The following is a 17,928-nucleotide window of genomic DNA, read 5'->3' as shown; positions in this document are numbered from 1 at the left end:
CTGAACAGGGGGCCCGGCGGAGCGCGCTAGTGTTTCCCCCGAAAAGCTTTGGAATACGACCGCCCGCGCACCGCGGGCATCACCGCTGGGAAGGCAATCCGTGAGTCCGACCCGCCATAGGAATCGGCGCCCCGCGCTGCGCCGATGGGCACCGCGCGGCGCCGCGCTCGCCGCGCTGGGCCTGGCCGCGACCGGCTGCGCGTCGAACCAGTACACCCGCTTGGGCATCCCGGAGCCGATCACCGAGCAGGGCGAGCGCGTCCTCACGCTCTGGCAGGGGTCGTGGGTGGCGGCGTTCGCGGTCGGCCTTCTGGTGTGGGGCCTGATCGTCTGGTCGATCATCTTCCACCGCAAGCGCTCCGAGCAGCTCCCGCCGCAGGTGCGCTACAACATGCCCATCGAGGCGCTCTACACCGTCCTGCCGATCGTGATCATCTCGGTGCTCTTCTACTTCACCGCGCGCGATCAGACGGCGCTGCTGGCCACCGACGAGAAGGCCGACACCAACATCGAGGTCGTCGCCTTCCAGTGGAGCTGGCAGTTCAACTACCTGGACAAGCCCCTGCCCGAGTCCGGGGAGAGCGCGGCCCAGCCGCGCTTCTCGGTGGTCGGCACCCCCACGCACCGGCCCACCCTGGTGCTGCGCGAGGGCGACGTGGTGCACTTCGACCTGAACTCCCCCGACGTCATCCACTCGTTCTGGATCCCGGCCTTCGCCTTCAAGCTGGACGTCATGCCCGGCCGGACCAACGAGTTCCAGGTCAAGGTGCAGGAGGGCACGGCGGGCACCTACGCCGGCCGCTGCGCCGAGCTGTGCGGCGTCGACCACTCCCGGATGCTGTTCACCGTCAAGGTGATGGAGCCCGCCGCCTACGACGCCTGGGTGGCCGAGCAGGAGGCCAAGGCCCAACAGCAGCAGCAGGAGACCGCCGAGCAGCTGGAGTCGGGCGAAGCCGACTCCGGGACCATCGACATGCCCGGTCCCGAGGGCGAGGGCCCCGAGGACGCGGTGACCGACGAGGAGCCGGCGGCAGACGAACCGGCCCCGGCCGACGAGGCGGGCGTTCCGGCGGCGGCGAACGAGGAGGCAGGGCGCTGATGGCGACCGTGACGCACACCCCCGATGCGGCCGCGCCCGCGGCGACCCCCAAGGGGTCGGTCCTCGTCAACTGGATGTCGTCGACCGACCACAAGATCATCGGGTACATGTACCTGATCACCTCGTTCGGCTTCTTCGTCTTCGGCGGCATCCTGGCGCTGCTGATGCGCGCCGAGCTGCTGTGGCCGGGCATGCAGGTGGTCACCCACGAGCAGTTCAACCAGCTGTTCACCATGCACGGCACGATCATGCTGCTGATGTTCGCGACCCCGCTGTTCGTCGGGTTCACCAACATCATCATGCCGCTGCAGATCGGCGCGCCCGACGTGGCCTTCCCGCGCCTGAACCTGTTCGGGTACTACCTGTTCCTGTTCGGCAGCCTCATCGCGGTCGGCGGGTTCCTCACCCCCGGCGGCGCGGCCAGCTTCGGCTGGTTCGCCTACACGCCGCTGTCGGACGCCGTGCGCTCGCCCGGCCTGGGCGGCGACCTGTGGATCCTGGGCCTGGCCGTCAGCGGTCTGGGCACGATCCTCAGCGCCGTCAACTTCATCACCACCGGCCTGTGCATGCGCGCGCCCGGCATGACCATGTTCCGCATGCCGATCTTCACCTGGAACGGCCTGCTGACCAGTGTGCTCGTGCTGATCGCCTTCCCGGTGCTGACCGCGGCCCTGATCGCGCTGGGCGCCGACCGGATGATCGGCACCCACGTCTTCGACGCCGCGCACGGCGGCGCCATCCTCTGGCAGCACCTGTTCTGGTTCTTCGGCCATCCCGAGGTCTACATCATCGCGCTGCCGTTCTTCGGTATCGCGACCGAGGTGCTGCCCGTCTTCAGCCGCAAGCCGATCTTCGGCTACAAGAGCCTGGTGGCGGCCACCATCGCCATCACCGGCCTGTCGGTGACCGTGTGGGCCCACCACATGTTCCCCACCGGCGCGGTGCTGCTGCCGTTCTTCTCGTTCATGACGTTCCTCATCGCGGTGCCCACAGGGGTGAAGTTCTTCAACTGGGTCGGCACCATGTGGCGCGGCCAGCTGGTCTTCGCCACCCCGATGCTGTTCACCGTCGGGTTCCTGGTGACGTTCCTGTTCGGCGGGCTGACCGGGGTCATCCTGGCCTCGCCGCCGCTGGACTTCCACGTCACCGACTCCTACTTCGTGGTGGCCCACTTCCACTACGTGGTGTTCGGCACCGTGGTGTTCGCGATGTTCGCGGGCTTCTACTTCTGGTGGCCCAAGTTCACCGGCAAGATGCTCGACGAGAAGCTCGGCAAGGCGCACTTCTGGCTGCTGTTCTTCGGCTTCCACGGGACCTTCCTGGTCCAGCACTGGCTGGGCGCCGAGGGCTTCCCGCGCCGCTACGCCGACTACCTGCCCTCCGACGGCTTCACCGCGCTGAACGTCTTCTCCTCGGTCAGCTCCTTCGTGCTGGGCGCCTCCACCCTCATCTTCTTCTGGAACATGTGGGTGACCCACCGCAGGGCCCCCAAGGTGGAGGTCGACGACCCGTGGGGCTACGGCTGCTCCCTGGAGTGGGCCACCTCCTGCCCGCCGCCGCGCCACAACTTCACGTCGCTGCCGCGCATCCGCTCGGAGCGCCCGGCCTTCGACCTGAAGCACCCGCACGCCGCCGCACCCGGTGCGGCGCCCGCACCCGCAACCGCGAAGTAGGGGAGCGAGTTCACCATGAAGATGCAGGCTTACCTGTTTATGGGCGTCTCGACCTTCTTCGGGCTGGTCGCGGCCCTCTACGCCTACTGGGCCTGGGTCGTCGAGGGCGAGATCGAGTGGACGGGCACGGTGGCGCTGGTCGTCTCCATCGCCTTCGGCTGGATGATCGGCTTCTGGCTGTGGCAGTCGGCGCGGCGCAGCGAGCGCTACCACGGCCTGGCACCCGAGGAGCGCCTCGACGGCGAGATCGCCGAGAACGCCGGCGAGTACGGGTTCTTCAGCCCGCACAGCTGGTGGCCGCTGTTCACCGCGATGGCGGTGGCGTTCCTGGCGATCGGCGTGGCGATCGGCTGGTGGATGGTGTTCATCGGCGCACTGGCCGTCATCCTCACCGCCATCGGCTGGGTGTTCGAGTACTACCGGGGCCAGTTCAGCCACTAGAAGCGCGCTCGCGGCCGGCCCGGCCCAATCGCAGACCCCCGGTGGGGGCGGTGAACCGCCACCCGCCGGGGGTATTGTTCTATCGGCGGCCGGCATCCCCCGCCGGTGCGGTGCCGGCTTCCCCGCGGCCGCCCCTGACAGTCCACAGCGGACACTCGGCACTGTGCGGCGCCTCCCCGGGTAGTGGGACCGCCGATCACAGGCCCCCTTCGAGACTGGAGGTCGCAGGGTGAAGGGCAGTGCACTCCCCACGGCGGTCCGCGGTGCGGGCGCCGGCCTGACCGGACTGGTCCTGGTCCTGGCCACGGCCTGCACCGGTGGGGACCCCACCCCTCAGACGACGGGCGGCGAGGCCGAGGAGGCCGCCGACGTCCGGATCACGCCCGAGGACGGCGCCGACAAGGTCGAGCCGAACGTGCCGGTGACCGTCGAGGCGGCCGAGGGCACCATCACCGACGTCCGCATCGAGCAGAGCGGCGCCGCCGGAGGCCAGGGCGCGTCCGGCGCGAGCCCGAGCCCTTCAGACAGCGGGGAGTCCGAGGTCGACGCCGTCACCGGCACTCTCAGCGAGGACGGCAAGACCTGGGTCAGCGATTGGAACCTCGTGCCCGGCTCCGACGTCACCGTCACCGCCGCCGTCGAGACCGGCGACGGCGAGCAGGCCGAGGTCGTCAGCAAGTTCAGCACCCTGCCGGCCGTCGAGGGCAAGCGCCTGGAGCTGCAGTCCAACTTCCCCACCAGCGGCCAGACCGTGGGAGTGGGCATGCCGGTGATCGTCAACTTCGACCTGCCCGTCGAGAACAAGGCGCAGGTGGAGAACTCCATGGAGGTCACCTCCGAGCACCCCGTCGACGGCGCGTGGAACTGGTTCGGCGACAAGACCGCCGTCTTCCGCCCCGAGGAGTACTGGGAGCCCTACCAGAACGTCACCGTCGACATGCACCTGGCCGGGGTCGAGGCCTCCGAGGGCGTCTACGGCATCGAGAACCACCAGCTCAACTTCGCGGTGGGCCGCGAGCAGATCAGCACGATCGAGGACTCCGAGCACACGATGACCGTCGAACGCGACGGTGAAACCATCAAGAACTTCCCGATCAGCAACGGCCGCGGCGACATCCGCAAGTACACCACCACCAGCGGCGTCCACCTGACCATGGAGAAGTACGAGCACCTGGTCATGGACTCCTCGACCACGGGCATCCCCGTGGACAGCCCCGAGGGCTACAAGCTCGACGTCGACTACGCCGTCCGCTTCTCCAACAGCGGCGAGTTCACCCACGCCGCACCGTGGAACGGGCGGCTCGGCGAGTCCAACGAGAGCCACGGCTGCACCAACATGAGCAACGCCGACGCCAAGTGGTTCTACGAGGAGTCGCTGATGGGCGATCCGCTCATCATCAACGGCACCGACCGCGAGCTCGAGGTCGACAACGGGTGGGGCTACTGGCAGCGCCCGTGGGAGGAGTGGCTGGCCAACAGCGCCACCGGCGAGCCCGACACCACCGACGGCGAGGGCACGCCCGGTGGCGTCCACGGCGAGGACGGCTGACCCGGCCGCACCGGGCCGGCCGCACCGCGCCGGGCACGCGCCCGCCCGGAGGCCCGCCCCGGAAGCAGGAGGGGGCTGCGGGGCCGCGGAGCCGCTCTCTGCGGCCCCGCAGCCGTGAGTTCGCCCGATCATGCGTCGCGGCAGGTCCAGACGCGCACGGGGCCGCTCAGCGCCGCCCGGCCTCCGGCCCCGTGCCGGCCGGCGGCGCCCCGTGGCGCCGGCACCGGTGCGGGCCCGAGGCGGCGCCGCGGGCGCCGGCCCGCGCCCCCCCCGCAGCGAGAGCGCGGATCCGCCGAAGGCGCCCTGCACACAGCACGACGGCCCGGTACCCCCGCGGGGGTACCGGGCCGTTCGCATCGGCACCGCGGCCGGGGCGGGCCCCGGGCCTAGGTGGTCGCGGCCTCCTCGCGGTCCTGCGGCGAGAGGTTGTCCTCTCCGTGCGCCCCGTGGCGCAGGTGGTGGCCGGTGTGCGGCTCCACGCCCTCGAAGGACACGTTGTCGCGGGTGTACCACTCGGCCAGGCGCAGCCGCAGCCGGCCCATCAGGCCGCGCGAGGACGGCGCCTCGACGCCGTTCTCGTCCAGCGCCCGCACATCGATCCGCGAGACCGGCTCCTTGCTCTCCAGCACGTGCACGACGTCCTCGGAGGACTCCTTGTGCACCTCGATGAACTCCCCGCTGGGCAGCTGCTGGATGGTGCCGCTCTCGTAACCGTGCTCCAGCTGCTCGCGGTCGCGCCGCTGCAGCCCCAGGCACGCGCGCTTGGCGATGATGAAGCCGATGATGGGCCCGACGATCACGGTGATCCGGAAGAACCACGTGGTGGCGTAGAGGGAGATGGAGAAGGTCTCCGACAGGATGTCGTTGGACCCCGCCATCCACAGCAGGCCGTAGAAGGTGATCCCGGCGACGCCCATGCCGGTGCGCACCGGGGCGTTGCGCGGGCGGTCGGCGACGTTGTGGTGCCGCCGGTCGCCGCTGATCCACGCCTCCACGAACGGCCACAGCGCCATCGCACCGAACACCAGACCCGGCACGACCAGGCCCGGAACCAGCACCGCCGTGGGGATCGAATAGCCCGCCACGTCGATGTCGAACCAGTTCGGGAAGATCCGCAGCGACCCCTCCATGAAGCCCATGTACCAGTCGGGCTGCAGCCCGGAGGTGATGGAGGTGGGCGTGAACGGCCCGAACAGGTGGATCGGGTTGATCTGCACGAACCCGCTGAGGGCGGTGATGACGGCGAACACGAAGAAGAAGAACGCGCCGCCCTTCACCGCGAAGGCAGGCAGCATCGGCGTGCCCACGACCCGCTTCTCCGTGTGCCCCTTGCCGGGGTACTGGGTGTGCTTCTGGTGCCACAGGATCAGGATGTGCGCCCCTACCAGGGCCAGCAGGATGCCCGGGATCAGCAGGATGTGCAGCATGTACAGCCGGGGGATGATGTCCTCGCCGGGGAACGCGCCGCCGAAGAGGAACATCGACGCATACGGCCCCACGATCGGCAGCGCCATCATGACGCCCTGCAGGATGCGCACGCCCATGCCCGAGGGCAGGTCGTCGGGCAGCGAGTAGCCGAACAGGCCCTCGACCATGGCCAGGGCGAACAGCGCGATTCCGATCAGCCAGTTGATCTCACGCGGCTTGCGGAAGGCTCCGGTGAAGAAGACCCGCAGCATGTGGATCAGCATCGCGGCGAGGAAGATCAGCGCCGCCCAGTGGTGGATCTGGCGGATCAGCATGCCGCCGCGGACCTCGAAGTTGATGTAGAGCGTCGAGGCGTAGGCCTCGCTCATCGTCACGCCCTGCATCGGCTCGTAGGCGCCGTCGTAGACGATCTCGGCCATGCTGGGCTTGAACCACAGGGTCAGGAAGACGCCCGTGACGAGCAGGATGATGAACGAGTACAGGGCGATCTCGCCCAGCATGAACGACCAGTGGTTCGGAAAGACCTTGCCCAGCTGCTTCTTGCCGGTCTTGGCGAGGTGGAACCGGTCGTCGATGTAGTTGCCGGCGTTGCGCAGCGCCTTGGGCGCCTGGGTTGTGCGCGTCATCGCCTATTTCCCCCTCTGCGCGTCCCAGAAGGTCGGCCCGACCGGCTCGGAGAAGTCGCCGTCAGCCACGAGGTAGCCTTCTTCGTCCACTGTAATCGGCAGCATCGGCAGCGGCCGGTTGGCCGGCCCGAAGACGACCTTGGCGCCGTTGGTGGCGTCGAAGGTCGACTGGTGGCACGGGCACAGGATCCGGTGCGACTCGCTCTCGTACAGCGCCGCGGGGCAGCCCACGTGCGTGCAGATCTTGGAGTAGGCGACGATCCCGTTGTGGGTCCAGTTGCGCTGTTCCCGGGTCATCTCCTCGCTGAACTCGCGCTCGTGCATCTTGATCAGCAGGATGACCGTCTGGGCCTGGTCGTTGAGGCTCAGGCCGTGCGGGTGCTCGGCGTCGGGCTCCACGTAGGGCAGCGCGCTGATCATGCCGCCGGGAGTGAGGTCGTCCTCGTGGATCCAGCCCTCCTCGCCGTGGCGGGCGGCGCCCTCGACGACCATGTGCATGCCCGGCTCCCACAGCGTGTGCCGGAGGGTGTCGCGCGGCAGGGGACCGGTGTCGCGCAGCAGCACGATCGGCGCCAACCCCAGCGGGGCCATGGCCAGCAGCAGCGTGCGCCGCATCAGCGGCCGCTTGGTGAACCCGCTCTCGTCGGCGCCGCGCATGAAGAAGTCGCTGAAGGAGCTCTTCTCCTCCGGCGGCGACGGCAGCTCGTCGTAGTCGTTGGCCACCTCGTAGTGCGGCATGATCTGGCGCGCCCACACCGTCATGCCCGCGGCGATGCCGAACAGCGACAGGGCGAGCGTGCCGCCCATCAGCATGTTCGACCACTGGCCGATCAGCGGGCTGGCGATGGAGGGGTGCCCCTCGGCGTCCGGCGGGAACAGGAAGTAGGACACCAGGAACCCCACGCCGCCCAGGAACGCCAGGGTGAACCACATCGCGGCGGTGCGCTCACCCTTGCGCTGCAGCTCCTCGGGGCGGGTGTGGGTCTCCTCGGGGGAGTAGGCGCCCTCCTGGCTCGCGTCGCCCTGGGGGTTGTCGGCGATCACCCGGCTCCCCGCGGCGGAGGAGGGGGTGCCGATGACCCGGTCGGGGCCTTCGGCGCCGTCGTTGTCGTGGTTGCGGTTGGTATCAGTCATGGGTTCGCTGCTTCGCGGTGATCCAGATCGCGCACGCGACGATCAGGGTGAGACCGACTGTCCAGGCGATGAAGCCCTCGGCGACCTGCGCCACGCGGTTGAGGTCGAAGATACCGCCGGCGTTCGGCTCGGCCTGGAGGTCCTTGACGTAGGCGATCAGGTCCTGCTTCTCGTCCGGGGTGATGACCTTGTCGCTGAACTCGGGCATGGTCCCGGGGCCGGTGATCATCGCCTCGTAGATCTGCAGCGGTGTCGCGTCCCCGATCTCGGGCGCCCACCGGCCGCCCGTCAGCGCGCCGCCCTGGCCGGACCAGCTGTGGCAGTGCGCGCAGTTGGCGAGGTAGAGCTCCATGCCCGCGTTGGGGTTCTTGGCGCCCTCGATGTAGTCCTCGTACTTGGCCTCCCACTCTTCGAGGGCCTCCTCGTAGGCCCCGTGGTCCTCGAAGTCCGCGCGCTTGGGGGGCTCACCGGGGATGTCGGAGGAGGGCACGCCGGGCGCGCCGGGGTCGCCGAGCTCCGCGTTGTAGTACGCGAGCAGGTCGTCGATCTCCTCCTGGTTGAGCACCGGCGGCTTGCGGGGCATCTGCGCGTCGGGGTTCATCGACGGCATGCGGCCGGTGCTGACCTGGAAGTCGACGGCGGCGGCGCCTTCACCGGTGATGTCGGGGCCGGTGTAGCCCTCGCCGGCCTCGCCGTTGGGGCCGTGGCAGCTCGCGCAGGTCTTGTTGTAGATCTCGCGGCCCTCGGCCACGTCCTCCGCGGTCGGCTGCTCCTCGGCCGCGGCGGCCTCGGCCGCCAGCGTCTGCGCCTCGGCCCGCTCCGCGCCGGGCGCGATGACGGCGTAGCCCACGCCGAAGAGAGTGAGCGCGAGTGTGACGACGACATACCCCGCAAGGGGATGCCGTCGCCGCGCGGTAATCCATTTCACGGTTTCCCCGTTTCGGGTCACTGAAGGAAGTAGATGGTTGCGAACAAAGCGACCCAGACCACGTCGACGAAGTGCCAGTAGTAGGACACGACGATCGCGCTGGTCGCCTGCTGGTGAGTGAAGCGCTTCGCGGCGTACGTGCGTCCCAGCATGATCAGGAACGCGATCAGACCACCGATGACGTGGAGACCGTGGAACCCCGTGGTGAGGTAGAACATCGAGCCGTAGGCGCTGGACTGCAGGGTCAGGCCCTCGTGGTAGATGAGCTCGTAGTACTCGTATGCCTGGCCCAGTACGAAGACCAGGCCCATGAGGAACGAGATGAAGAACCACAGACGGAGCTTCCGGACGTCACCGCGCTCGGCGGCCCAGACGCCTGCCTGCGCGGTGAAGCTGGAGGCCACCAGAATGATGGTGATCGTCAGGGCGTAGCCCACGCTCAGATGAGCGTCCGGCCAGTCTCCCAACTCGGGGTTGCCCATGGTCACCGATCGGATGGTGTAGTACATCGCGAACAGCGCAGCGAAGAACATGAGCTCGTTGGCAAGCCACACGATGGTGCCAACGCTCACCAGGTCAGGTCGCTGTGCCGCACCGTGCAACGGTGTCGGTCCTGTTGGTTGATTCGCGGTTGCTGTCGCCACGGGAGCATTATTACGGCATCCCGCGAAGGCTGGTGCACGACCCCCCGAAAGGCGCCCGATCTGCCGCGGCACCGGTATCGGCTCGTGATGGCCGTGCGGCGGCTCGGGCCCGGAAACAGGCGCGATGATGAGCATAGCGCGCCCGGCGCCCGCAGTCACGGATTCGCACGGCTGCGCAGGCGGCCGCGCCCGCACGTGCCGCGGGGGCGGGCGGCGGGCGCCCGGATGGCCAGGGGCGCGGCCGCGGTGGCATGCTGAGGTGGCGAAGGTCTCAACTCGGCGGCCGCAGGGCATAGGCTCGGACACCCCGGTGCATCCCCAGCCGCACCGGCCGGCCGCGACGTACAGGGATGGTGACGGTTGACCATGGCGACCAACGGCCCCGGCTCCGCGGAGTCCGCTGCGCGCATGCGCGTGCTCCTCTACAGCGACAAGCCCGACACCCGCGAGCAGGTGCGTACGGCGGTGGGGCGCAGGCCGGCCGCCGACGTCCCCAAGGTCGAGTTCGTCGAGTGCGCGACCGCCCCCGGCGTGCTGGCGCGCCTGGAGGACGGCGGTATCGACGTCTGCATCTTCGACGGCGAGACCGCGCCCGCCGGCGGCATGGGCGTCTGCCGCCAGGTCAAGGACGAGATCTACCGGTGCCCGCCGGTGCTGCTGATCATCGGGCGGCGCGACGACGGCTGGCTGGCCGCCTGGTCGCGCGCCGACAAGGTCGTCAGCCACCCGATCGACCCGGTGGCGCTGGCCGAGGCGCTGGCCGAGCTGATGCGCGAGCAGGCGGCCCGTACCGCCGCCCTGGGGTAGTCTCCGACTCAAGCGGCGCCACCGCACAGCGGCGCCGCGCCATCCGCCGCCGGGCCGGCTCCGGGTGCGAGCGCGAGCCCGCGGCGGGCGGATCGATCCCGGCCGAGCGAGAGACGTTGCCGATGGTGCACAGCGCAGGTGACAGCGGCCGCGGCGAGGCGCCGCGGCCGCTGTTCGGCGCGTCCTTCCCCGGAGCGGCCACAACCGGCCGCGCGGCGGCGCCCTCCGGCGGTGGGGATCGGCGCGGGACCGGCGTCGGCCGGGAGACCGATGCGCGCTCCTTCGACGGGGCGGGCCACCGCGGGGCCGACGTCCGCCGGGGGCCGGAGGCGCGGTTCTTCGGAGGAATGGGCCGCCACGGGGCTGACGTCCGCCGGGGGCCGGAGGCGCGGTTCTTCGGAGGAATGGGCCACCACGGGGCCAACAGGGCGCGATGGCGCGCCTGACCCTCCTGCTCAGCCCATCGCCCCAACCCGTCCGCGCACGCATCCCCCGAGGAGCACCCACGTGAGCACCACCGAACGCACCTGGCCCGATCTGATCACCGCGCTGCTGGAGGGCCGTGCGCTCTCCGCCGAGGACACCGGCTGGGCCATGAACGAGATCATGTCCGGTTCGGCGACCGACGCCCAGATCGCCGGCTTCGCCGTCGCGCTGCGCGCCAAGGGCGCCGAGGTGGCCGAGGTGACCGGTCTGGCCGAGGGGATGTTCGCCCACGCCGTGCGGATCTCGGTGCCCGGCAGGACCGTCGACATCGTCGGCACCGGCGGCGACCGCGCCCACACGGTCAACATCTCCACCATGGCCGCGATCGTGGCCGCGGCGGCGGGGGTGAAGGTCGTCAAGCACGGCAACCGCGCCGCCTCCTCCTCCTGCGGCACGGCCGACGTGCTGGAGCGGCTGGGCGTGGTCATCGACCTGGCGCCCGAGCAGACCGCCCGGGTCGCCGAGGAGGCCGGGATCACCTTCTGCTTCGCCCCGCTGTTCCACCCCTCGCTGCGCCACGCGTCCAAGACGCGCAAGGAGCTGGGGGTGCCCACGGTGTTCAACTTCCTGGGTCCGCTGACCAATCCGGCCCGGCCGGCCGCCGGAGCCGTGGGCGTCTTCGACGAGGGCATGTGCGAGACGATCGCGGGCGTGTTCGCCCGGCGCGGCACCTCGGCCATGGTCTTCCGCGGCGACGACGGCCTGGACGAGCTGACCACGACCACCACCTCCCGGATCTGGTCGGTGCACGACGGCGCAGTGACCCACGAGCGGATCGACCCGGCCGACCTCGGCATCGAGCGCGCCGCCCCCGGGGCGCTGCGCGGCGGCGACGTCGAGTACAACGCCCGCGTGGTACGGGACCTGGTCGAGGGCGGACCGACCGCCGACGGCGCCGTGCGCGGCGCCGTACTGCTCAACGCGGCGGCCGCGGTGGCCACCACGCTGCCCGGATTCGGTTCGGCGAGCGCCACCGAGATCCTGCGCTCGGCACTGGAGGTCGCCGAGAACGCACTGACCAGCGGAGCGGCCGCCCGGCTGCTGGAGAACTGGGTGGAGACCAGCCAGGCCTGCGCCAAGCGGGCCTGAGCGCCGCACACCCGCGGCCGCGCCGCCGCCCCCGCGGCCCGGCGCGGCCGCGCTCGGGGGAGGCGCGCGCGGTCGGCACAAGGGTGGTGACATCGCGCCGCAGGCGGGTAGGGCAGGGGGCACACCGGCAGTGCCGCAACCGACCCCCTTCCCCCGAGGAGGCAGCAGTGCGCGGAAGAGTCCTCATCCCGGTGGTCGTGGTCCTGTGGCTGCTCATCGGCCTGGCAGCGGCGATCCAGCGCGGCTATCTCAGCACCGACGAGGCCAACTGCGCGTCGATCGGCAGCACCCTCGTGACGATCGCGGCCGGGCCGCTGAACTACATCGGGGTCAACCCGACCATCGAATGCCCGGACGTGGAGGTGCCCCAGCCCTCCGAGTGACGGCGCGGCCGCGCCCCCTCCCGCGATCACGGTTGTTAAGACCGGGAGGGGGCGGCTCTACCAGCGCCCCGCCGTGGTTCGGGAAGGGAGTACCCGTACCGTCAGTCGACGGCAGCGACCGGGAAGGAGACCCGGGGGGCTCTCCACGGTTCGGAGTCCGCCTTTTGGAACTGCGACAGCGGACGTGCCTCCTCCTTCTCCCGGATCAGGATCTCCTGCCAGGTTTCGGGTTTTCCGGTCACCAGGAACGGCCCGATGGGCACTTCCACGACATCACCGTCGCTGCTGAGGGAAAACGTCTCGCCGCAGACCTCCAGATCCGCGTCCAGACCGCTGCTGACAGCATCCAGAGCCTCTTCCAGTTCCGGTAGGCCGATGTCGCCTGTCCAGGCGTGTCCGTCGTAGTGTGCGCGGACCGTGATTCGGCCGCGGTCCCAATCGCTGTCGTACACTGCGAACTCCAGGGCGGTTCCCGATGTCGCGTCGGGCTCGGCCGCGATGTCGTCCAGCCACTCCGGGCGGAACTCCTCCAGCAGATCGTTCATCCGTGCCGCGAGGAGTTGTCGCCGTGCCGCGAGGAACTCGCGATAGGACTCGGCCCTGCGGAGGTTCTCCTGGATGGGAACGCAGTGTGCCCGCAGGTCTCCCGGATCCAGTTCCGGGAAGTAGTCGGCGGGGGACCGCCGGGCGATCCGGCTATTGGCGTGCCCGGAGATGAAGGCCAGATTGGCCAGGTCGTTGATCTCGTTCTTGGCGTAGCGCCCCGACGGCACTGTCAAGGTGGCCTGCGGGTGAATGTGGTGGCATTCCAATCGCTGGTCGTGCTCGCCTGCCGCGGAGATGACCACGCTGCTCCACCAGTCGGTGGCGCCGGCACGCCGACACACCAGGAAGCTGAGCAGGAAGAACGGGCTGTTCCGGTTTTTTCCGGCGAGCGTCTGCGCGGTGATCTGCATACGGGCACTGCCGATGCCCAGGTTTTCGAGTAGAGCACGTACCGGCGCGGGTTCGCGCACCGCGGGAATGTCGCGGCCCAACACGGTGTCGGTGGAGCCACTGTAACGGGCGCGCACCGTGGCGGCGAGGAACCAGTAGAGAATGCCGTTGGCGGTCCCTTTGTCCATCTGCTTGTCCCGCGGGTACTCGCCCAGGAGCACCACCAGCGGAATCAGGGTCACCATCGAGGGCAGGAGCGAACTGTGCGTTATGCCCAAGTTCTCCTGAAGGAGCGGTACCAATCGGCGTAGGCCCCGCTGTACGGTGGTCCAGCCGCGGTCGAGTTCGGCGTCGCTGGAACTGACCAGGCGTGCGTGGGCCCCGCTGCTCAGCCCGCGCCCGAGGACCGCACCCGTCAGTGCGCGAGTGAGGAACGTCACATCGATGTGCTTGTAGCTTCGAGCCGTCCAGAACTCCTGCTCGGTCTCCATGCGACGGAGAATCCCCGGCCAGCGGGCGGACAGCGTGGACTGGGCCAGGTCGACCGTCTTGAGGTTGCGTCCCCCGCTGTTGACCCGGGTGAAGATTTGGGTGACCTCTTCGTAGCTGAACCCGGAGAGGACCTCCATGTGGAAGTCGTGCTTTACGACTGCCGCGAGCTGGTTCAGGCGGGTGCCGATGTCCTTGGACTCGACGGGTATACCGGCCTGCAGCAACGCGCTGCGTACATCGAAGAGGTCGGTGTCAGGGTGGACGATGTCGTAGACTCGCACCCAGCGCGCATCCTGGCGTGTGGCCGCGCTCTGGTTCTGGAACGCTTGGGTTTCGACGTTAAACACGATCTGGGCCTCGGGATGCCCGGACAGCACCCGGTGCAAGGAGGTCAGGCGCTGCTGGCCGTCGAGCAGGTACAGCGGGCGCACCGCCGGTTCGGCGACGTCGGAGGTTGCGGCATCGCGCGTGGCCGGAGCCTCATCGGTCTCCCAGAACAGGAGAGAGCCCGTCGGGTACCCCCGGTAGAGGGATTCCACCAGCCGAGCGACTTGCGGTGGCTTCCACACGTAGGCGCGTTGGATCTCAGGCAGCTTGATCTCCCCGCGCGAGATCTGCTTGGCCAGTCCCTCGACACTGTTCGCGGTCTTCTTCACGGGCATGGGGGGCGCCTTACCTAGCTCATTCGTCGGCGAAGCCGGCTTCGTCGAACTTCAACGTGTTCGCGTTCTCCGAGACCACTCTGACGGTGTCCTCCGCAAATCCGCCGTCGTGGGTCGCCTTGATCTCGACGCTGATGGTCACATCCGCCCCCTCCACTGCGACGAGGTGGCGCAGCACCTCTTGAGCCAGGTTGGTGAAGTCGCGGCCGTAGCGGCCGGGGTCGACGGTGTAGCTGCCGTAGAAGCGGGTGTTGGCGGGACGCTGCGGCTGCTGCGGGCTCGGCGCGGACGGCTGGCCCTTGCGCGAATCCGGGGTGGGATGTGTGCCTTCGGCTTGCGCGGTCCCGCCCGGATCCGCACGGGTTGCGTCGTCGATGGATGGGACCTGTGCGGCTTCGCGCGCCGCCTTCTCAGCCTCGCGCTGGGACACCGCCAGGTCCGGTCGCACCAGCAGCATGGCGTCGCTGATGTGGGCCGGAGCGGGGTCCTCCATCGGCAGCAGCAGACCGCTGAAACGCCCCTCGCCCTCGTCGTAGGACTCGGCAAGGGCGAATCCCTCGTGTTCCCAGGTCACCCCGCGGTCGAAGCATGCGCGGATCGCGTCCTCGAGCACGTGGCGGCCGGTCAGCCGCGGCAGGTAGGCGTACTTGCAGCAATAGCCCCACAGGTCGCCGAATGTCAGGTAGCCCTTGCCCCACGCCTGTTCCGAGCCGAGCTTGCTATCGAGGTCGCGCCGCACAGCCGGGGCGGAGATCTCGCTCAGCAGCTGGGCGTTGGCGCGCAGTTTCTCGGTGACGCGCTCGGCGAGCCCGTCGGGACCGCGGTCGGCGCGCAGCTCCTCCCACTGCAAAGGCCGACCGGGGCGCTGCATCGGCGCGAAAACCCAGAAGTACGTCTGCGGGATCCGCCCGGCAACAGCCTCGTCGGCGGAGGCGAGCTTGCCCCGTGCGTGTGCGGCCTGCTGGGGGGACAGCTCCAGTTCGTCAAGGCGATCGACGATGCCCTTCCAGGCAATGTGATCGCGGGCGGCTTCGGTGAGTTCGGCCAGCCGCCTCTCGTCGGGCGCGAGGAACACCACCATGTTGCGGTTGGTGCGCTGCGCACTGCCGCACTGGCGCAGCACGGAATCGGCGAACTCGCGTGCGTCGGAGGAATCGTTGCGACGGGTGTGGGCGTAGCGGGGGTGGAGGATCACCAGGCTGGCGACGTCTGTATCGCGGACCTCGTTGGTGTGTTCCACTGCTACGTTGACGGCCGCGAACGCGCCGCGCCGCCGCCGCTCGGGCTGAAGCCGTTCCCGCAAGTAGGCCCACACGTCCTCTGGGTGTTCGCGGAGCCGCTCCGCGTGGTCGCGCGCGAGGCGGGTGACCGAAGGCTGGGTGTCGTACCAATAGCGGGAGCCGTCGGAGTAGAGGTAGTGGGCCCGGTCCGACAGCAGGTGCAGCGCCCCGCCGAAGTTGCCCACAGTGTCTCCGGGGATCGCCGTGCCCAGCCAGATCCGCTGCTGGTCGATCCCCTTGTTGCTGCCCTTGAGTGTGGGCGCGGAACCGAAGAAGATGGTCCGCGCCAACCGCGTGGTGAGTCTGCGCTGTCCGTAGAGCGTGCGCTCGGTGTCGATCCGGTTCGGAGTGGCGTCGGCGCCGTCGATGTCGGCGTCGATCACCGGTTTGAAGTTGTCCTCCAGGTACTGGCTGATCTCGGTGCGGACCCGGTGGGCGTCCAGCGGGATCGACCCGGGCATGATCAGCGGGGCGGGGTCCTCGTCCCGCCACAGCTCATGGATGACCACACTCATCAGGCGAAGCACGCCGCGGGTGCGTTGGAAGCGGTCCAAAGCGGACCAGTCGTCGTAGAGCCGTTGGAACAGTTCCGGATGGATCGGGTAGGTCGCTTTGATCCGCTTCTCGTAGTCCAGCTCCGCAGAGCCGCTGGGGAACTCGTCGCGGTGCTTGGCGTAGAACTGCAGATAGGCGCGGGCGGTTGCGTCGATGGCGCTGCGCGCCCGGCTGTCGGGCTCCTGGAAGAGTCGGCGTCGCACGATCTCGAACGACTCGTGGCTACTGGCGGGACGCCACTGGTCGGCCTTGCGCCGGATGGCGTTCTGCAGCGATTGCAGCGCGGCTCGGCCGTTGGCGCCGCCGGTCTCCAGCTCGTTGGAGGAGTCGTCGGAGCCGTCGGTGGACTCATGCGATGCGGGAATGGACACCACCAGCATGGATCCGGGGATGCCGGAGACCACCTCGGTCAGGGTCTGGGCGAAGGTGAACTGGGTGGCGAAGGAGCCGCCGGGAAGGTCGTCGCGGTCGTAGAGCTGCCGGGCGTAGGCCACCCATTCGTCCACGAGGATCAGGCAGGGCGAGTATGCCTGGATCAGGTCGTTGAGCGCGGAGGCGGGGTTGCTTCGTGTACGGTCGGCCTCGGCGACGATGTCGTAGGCTTCGCGGCCCCCCAGCTGCCAGGCCAGCTCGCCCCACAGCGTGTGTAGGACAGTTCCGTCGGCCATCGTTCGCGCCTCGCCGGCGGGGATGTGGTTGCCGACCAGCGCGACTCGCCGCACACGCCCGCCGAGCTCTTTGATTCCCCGTCCGTCCAGCAGTTCCTGGAACTCCTGCGGATATTCCTGTTCCCCGTGCTCACCGGAGAACAGGTGCCACAGCGAGAGCATGGAGTGTGTTTTGCCGCCGCCGAAGTTGGTCTGCAGGTTGACGATGGGCGGCGCGTTGGTGTCGCCGCCGATACGCCGCACCGCCCAGGTCAGCAGGTCACGGAGACCGTCGGTGAGATAGGTGCGCTGGAAGAACAGCATGGGGTCGGCGTACTCGGCCGACGACGTGCCGTCTCCGAAGGCGACACGGTGCAGGTCAGCGGCGAACTCGGCCGCCGCGTAGTTGCCGGTTGCGATGTCGGTATGCGGGTGGAGCACCTCGCGCCACGGTTTGAGTCCGTGGCCGTCCTGGGAACCGGGAACGCTGACCGGGGTCTCGGCGGCCTTGGCGTTGCGCTTGGTCTCGGCCTCGTAAGTGGCGCGTTGCAGGTCGATGCGCATCTTGCGTACCCGCTCGGCCTGCTCGGTGGCACCGACCGCGCTGAGTAGCCGCTCTGTAGTGTCCAGGGCGCGGTAGGCGTCGTCGAAGGAGAACGGCGCGTTGTGCGCCCATTCGTTGCGTGTTTGGCGGAGTTCGCTGGCCAGGCTGGATTCGGCACGGGACAGGTGGTCCTTGAAGACCCGCCATTCTTCGGTGAGGATGCGCAGCAGAAGCTGGGGGTCGTCCTTGGAGTAGGTGTAGCCGGAACCCGAACGCTTCTCCTCGCGGCGCTTCCAGAACTCCAGCCAGTCCTGCCCGGACGGCGCGGCGGCCGACATTCGGGTCTCGACGAACGGCTTGAGTCCTTCGGCCAGAATCTCGAAGCCCTGCCCCACGCGATCGCGGTTGCTCGCCGCCATGGTGTCCGTCCCTCCCGCGTCGTCCCGTTGCGACATCGATGAAATCAGACCACGACGACAGCGGCGAATGCGGCGGTTTGCGGACTGGAGGCGGCGCTCTGCGGGC

At 69.2% G+C, this 17,928-nt stretch carries 13 protein-coding genes; 7 read left to right on the top strand and 6 right to left on the bottom strand.

From position 1 onward, the window contains the following. Nucleotides 1–226: 226 nt before the first annotated feature. The 4 genes from coxB (at nucleotide 227) to FZ103_RS07115 (ending at nucleotide 4,762) form a co-directional block, all read left to right on the top strand. Nucleotides 227–1,099 (top strand): cytochrome c oxidase subunit II, encoded by an 873-nt coding sequence (gene coxB, locus FZ103_RS07130; RefSeq protein ID WP_186356012.1) that lies wholly within the window; start codon nucleotides 227–229, stop codon nucleotides 1,097–1,099. Further along, complete coding sequence (gene ctaD / locus FZ103_RS07125; RefSeq protein ID WP_155999769.1) at nucleotides 1,099–2,772, top strand: cytochrome c oxidase subunit I; 1,674 nt, start codon at nucleotides 1,099–1,101, stop codon at nucleotides 2,770–2,772. The genes coxB and ctaD overlap by 1 nt, the downstream gene beginning before the upstream one ends. A gap of 15 nt (nucleotides 2,773–2,787) precedes the next feature. Continuing rightward, entirely contained in the window at nucleotides 2,788–3,213 is a 426-nt protein-coding gene (locus FZ103_RS07120; RefSeq protein ID WP_155999767.1) for a cytochrome c oxidase subunit 4, read from the top strand. Between the two features lie 229 nt (nucleotides 3,214–3,442). Then, a complete protein-coding gene (locus FZ103_RS07115; RefSeq protein WP_186355944.1) occupies nucleotides 3,443–4,762 on the top strand; it encodes an Ig-like domain-containing protein in 1,320 nt (439 codons plus the stop codon). Nucleotides 4,763–5,148: 386 nt separating this feature from the next. On the opposite strand, the gene FZ103_RS07110 is transcribed toward FZ103_RS07115, so the two are convergent. Genes FZ103_RS07110 through FZ103_RS07095 form a run of 4 tightly spaced genes read right to left on the bottom strand, consistent with a single transcriptional unit; the run spans nucleotide 5,149 to nucleotide 9,450 of the window. After that, entirely contained in the window at nucleotides 5,149–6,816 is a 1,668-nt protein-coding gene (locus FZ103_RS07110) for a cytochrome bc complex cytochrome b subunit (RefSeq protein WP_155999765.1), read from the bottom strand. Between the two features lie 3 nt (nucleotides 6,817–6,819). Next, a complete protein-coding gene (locus tag FZ103_RS07105; RefSeq protein ID WP_155999763.1) occupies nucleotides 6,820–7,950 on the bottom strand; it encodes a ubiquinol-cytochrome c reductase iron-sulfur subunit in 1,131 nt (376 codons plus the stop codon). Continuing rightward, entirely contained in the window at nucleotides 7,943–8,878 is a 936-nt protein-coding gene (locus tag FZ103_RS07100; protein WP_186355943.1) for a cytochrome c, read from the bottom strand. The genes FZ103_RS07105 and FZ103_RS07100 overlap by 8 nt, the downstream gene beginning before the upstream one ends. A gap of 17 nt (nucleotides 8,879–8,895) precedes the next feature. Next, entirely contained in the window at nucleotides 8,896–9,450 is a 555-nt protein-coding gene (locus FZ103_RS07095) for a heme-copper oxidase subunit III (RefSeq protein WP_394350085.1), read from the bottom strand. Between the two features lie 438 nt (nucleotides 9,451–9,888). On the opposite strand from FZ103_RS07095, the gene FZ103_RS07090 reads away from it, so the two are divergent. From FZ103_RS07090 to FZ103_RS07080, 3 genes are all read left to right on the top strand, one after another. Continuing rightward, nucleotides 9,889–10,329 (top strand): hypothetical protein, encoded by a 441-nt coding sequence (locus FZ103_RS07090; RefSeq protein ID WP_155999761.1) that lies wholly within the window; start codon nucleotides 9,889–9,891, stop codon nucleotides 10,327–10,329. A gap of 507 nt (nucleotides 10,330–10,836) precedes the next feature. Further along, entirely contained in the window at nucleotides 10,837–11,904 is a 1,068-nt protein-coding gene (trpD, locus tag FZ103_RS07085; RefSeq protein WP_343233419.1) for an anthranilate phosphoribosyltransferase, read from the top strand. Between the two features lie 167 nt (nucleotides 11,905–12,071). After that, on the top strand, nucleotides 12,072–12,287 hold the full coding sequence (locus FZ103_RS07080) for a hypothetical protein (protein ID WP_186355941.1): 216 nt from the start codon (nucleotides 12,072–12,074) through the stop codon (nucleotides 12,285–12,287). A gap of 101 nt (nucleotides 12,288–12,388) precedes the next feature. Here FZ103_RS07080 and FZ103_RS07075 read toward each other — a convergent pair whose 3' ends face one another. After that, nucleotides 12,389–14,377, bottom strand: coding sequence for a DUF262 domain-containing protein (locus tag FZ103_RS07075; protein ID WP_155999757.1), 1,989 nt, complete (start codon nucleotides 14,375–14,377; stop codon nucleotides 12,389–12,391). A 19-nt stretch (nucleotides 14,378–14,396) separates the two neighbouring features. Further along, nucleotides 14,397–17,822, bottom strand: coding sequence for a Swt1 family HEPN domain-containing protein (locus FZ103_RS07070; RefSeq protein ID WP_155999755.1), 3,426 nt, complete (start codon nucleotides 17,820–17,822; stop codon nucleotides 14,397–14,399). Between the last annotated feature and the right edge of the window lie 106 nt (nucleotides 17,823–17,928).

The organism is Streptomonospora sp. PA3 (assembly GCF_009728995.1).
Classification (GTDB): domain Bacteria; phylum Actinomycetota; class Actinomycetes; order Streptosporangiales; family Streptosporangiaceae; genus Streptomonospora.
This window is presented reverse-complemented; position numbering and strand designations above follow the sequence as displayed.

Coding starts and splice junctions, on each gene's coding strand:
- ctaD (WP_155999769.1), top strand. CDS start 1,099: ATGGCGACCGTGACGCACACCCCCGATGCGGCCGCGCCCGCGGCGACC.
- FZ103_RS07120 (WP_155999767.1), top strand. CDS start 2,788: ATGAAGATGCAGGCTTACCTGTTTATGGGCGTCTCGACCTTCTTCGGG.
- FZ103_RS07110 (WP_155999765.1), bottom strand. CDS start 6,816: ATGACGCGCACAACCCAGGCGCCCAAGGCGCTGCGCAACGCCGGCAAC.
- FZ103_RS07105 (WP_155999763.1), bottom strand. CDS start 7,950: ATGACTGATACCAACCGCAACCACGACAACGACGGCGCCGAAGGCCCC.
- FZ103_RS07090 (WP_155999761.1), top strand. CDS start 9,889: ATGGCGACCAACGGCCCCGGCTCCGCGGAGTCCGCTGCGCGCATGCGC.
- FZ103_RS07075 (WP_155999757.1), bottom strand. CDS start 14,377: ATGCCCGTGAAGAAGACCGCGAACAGTGTCGAGGGACTGGCCAAGCAG.
- FZ103_RS07070 (WP_155999755.1), bottom strand. CDS start 17,822: ATGGCGGCGAGCAACCGCGATCGCGTGGGGCAGGGCTTCGAGATTCTG.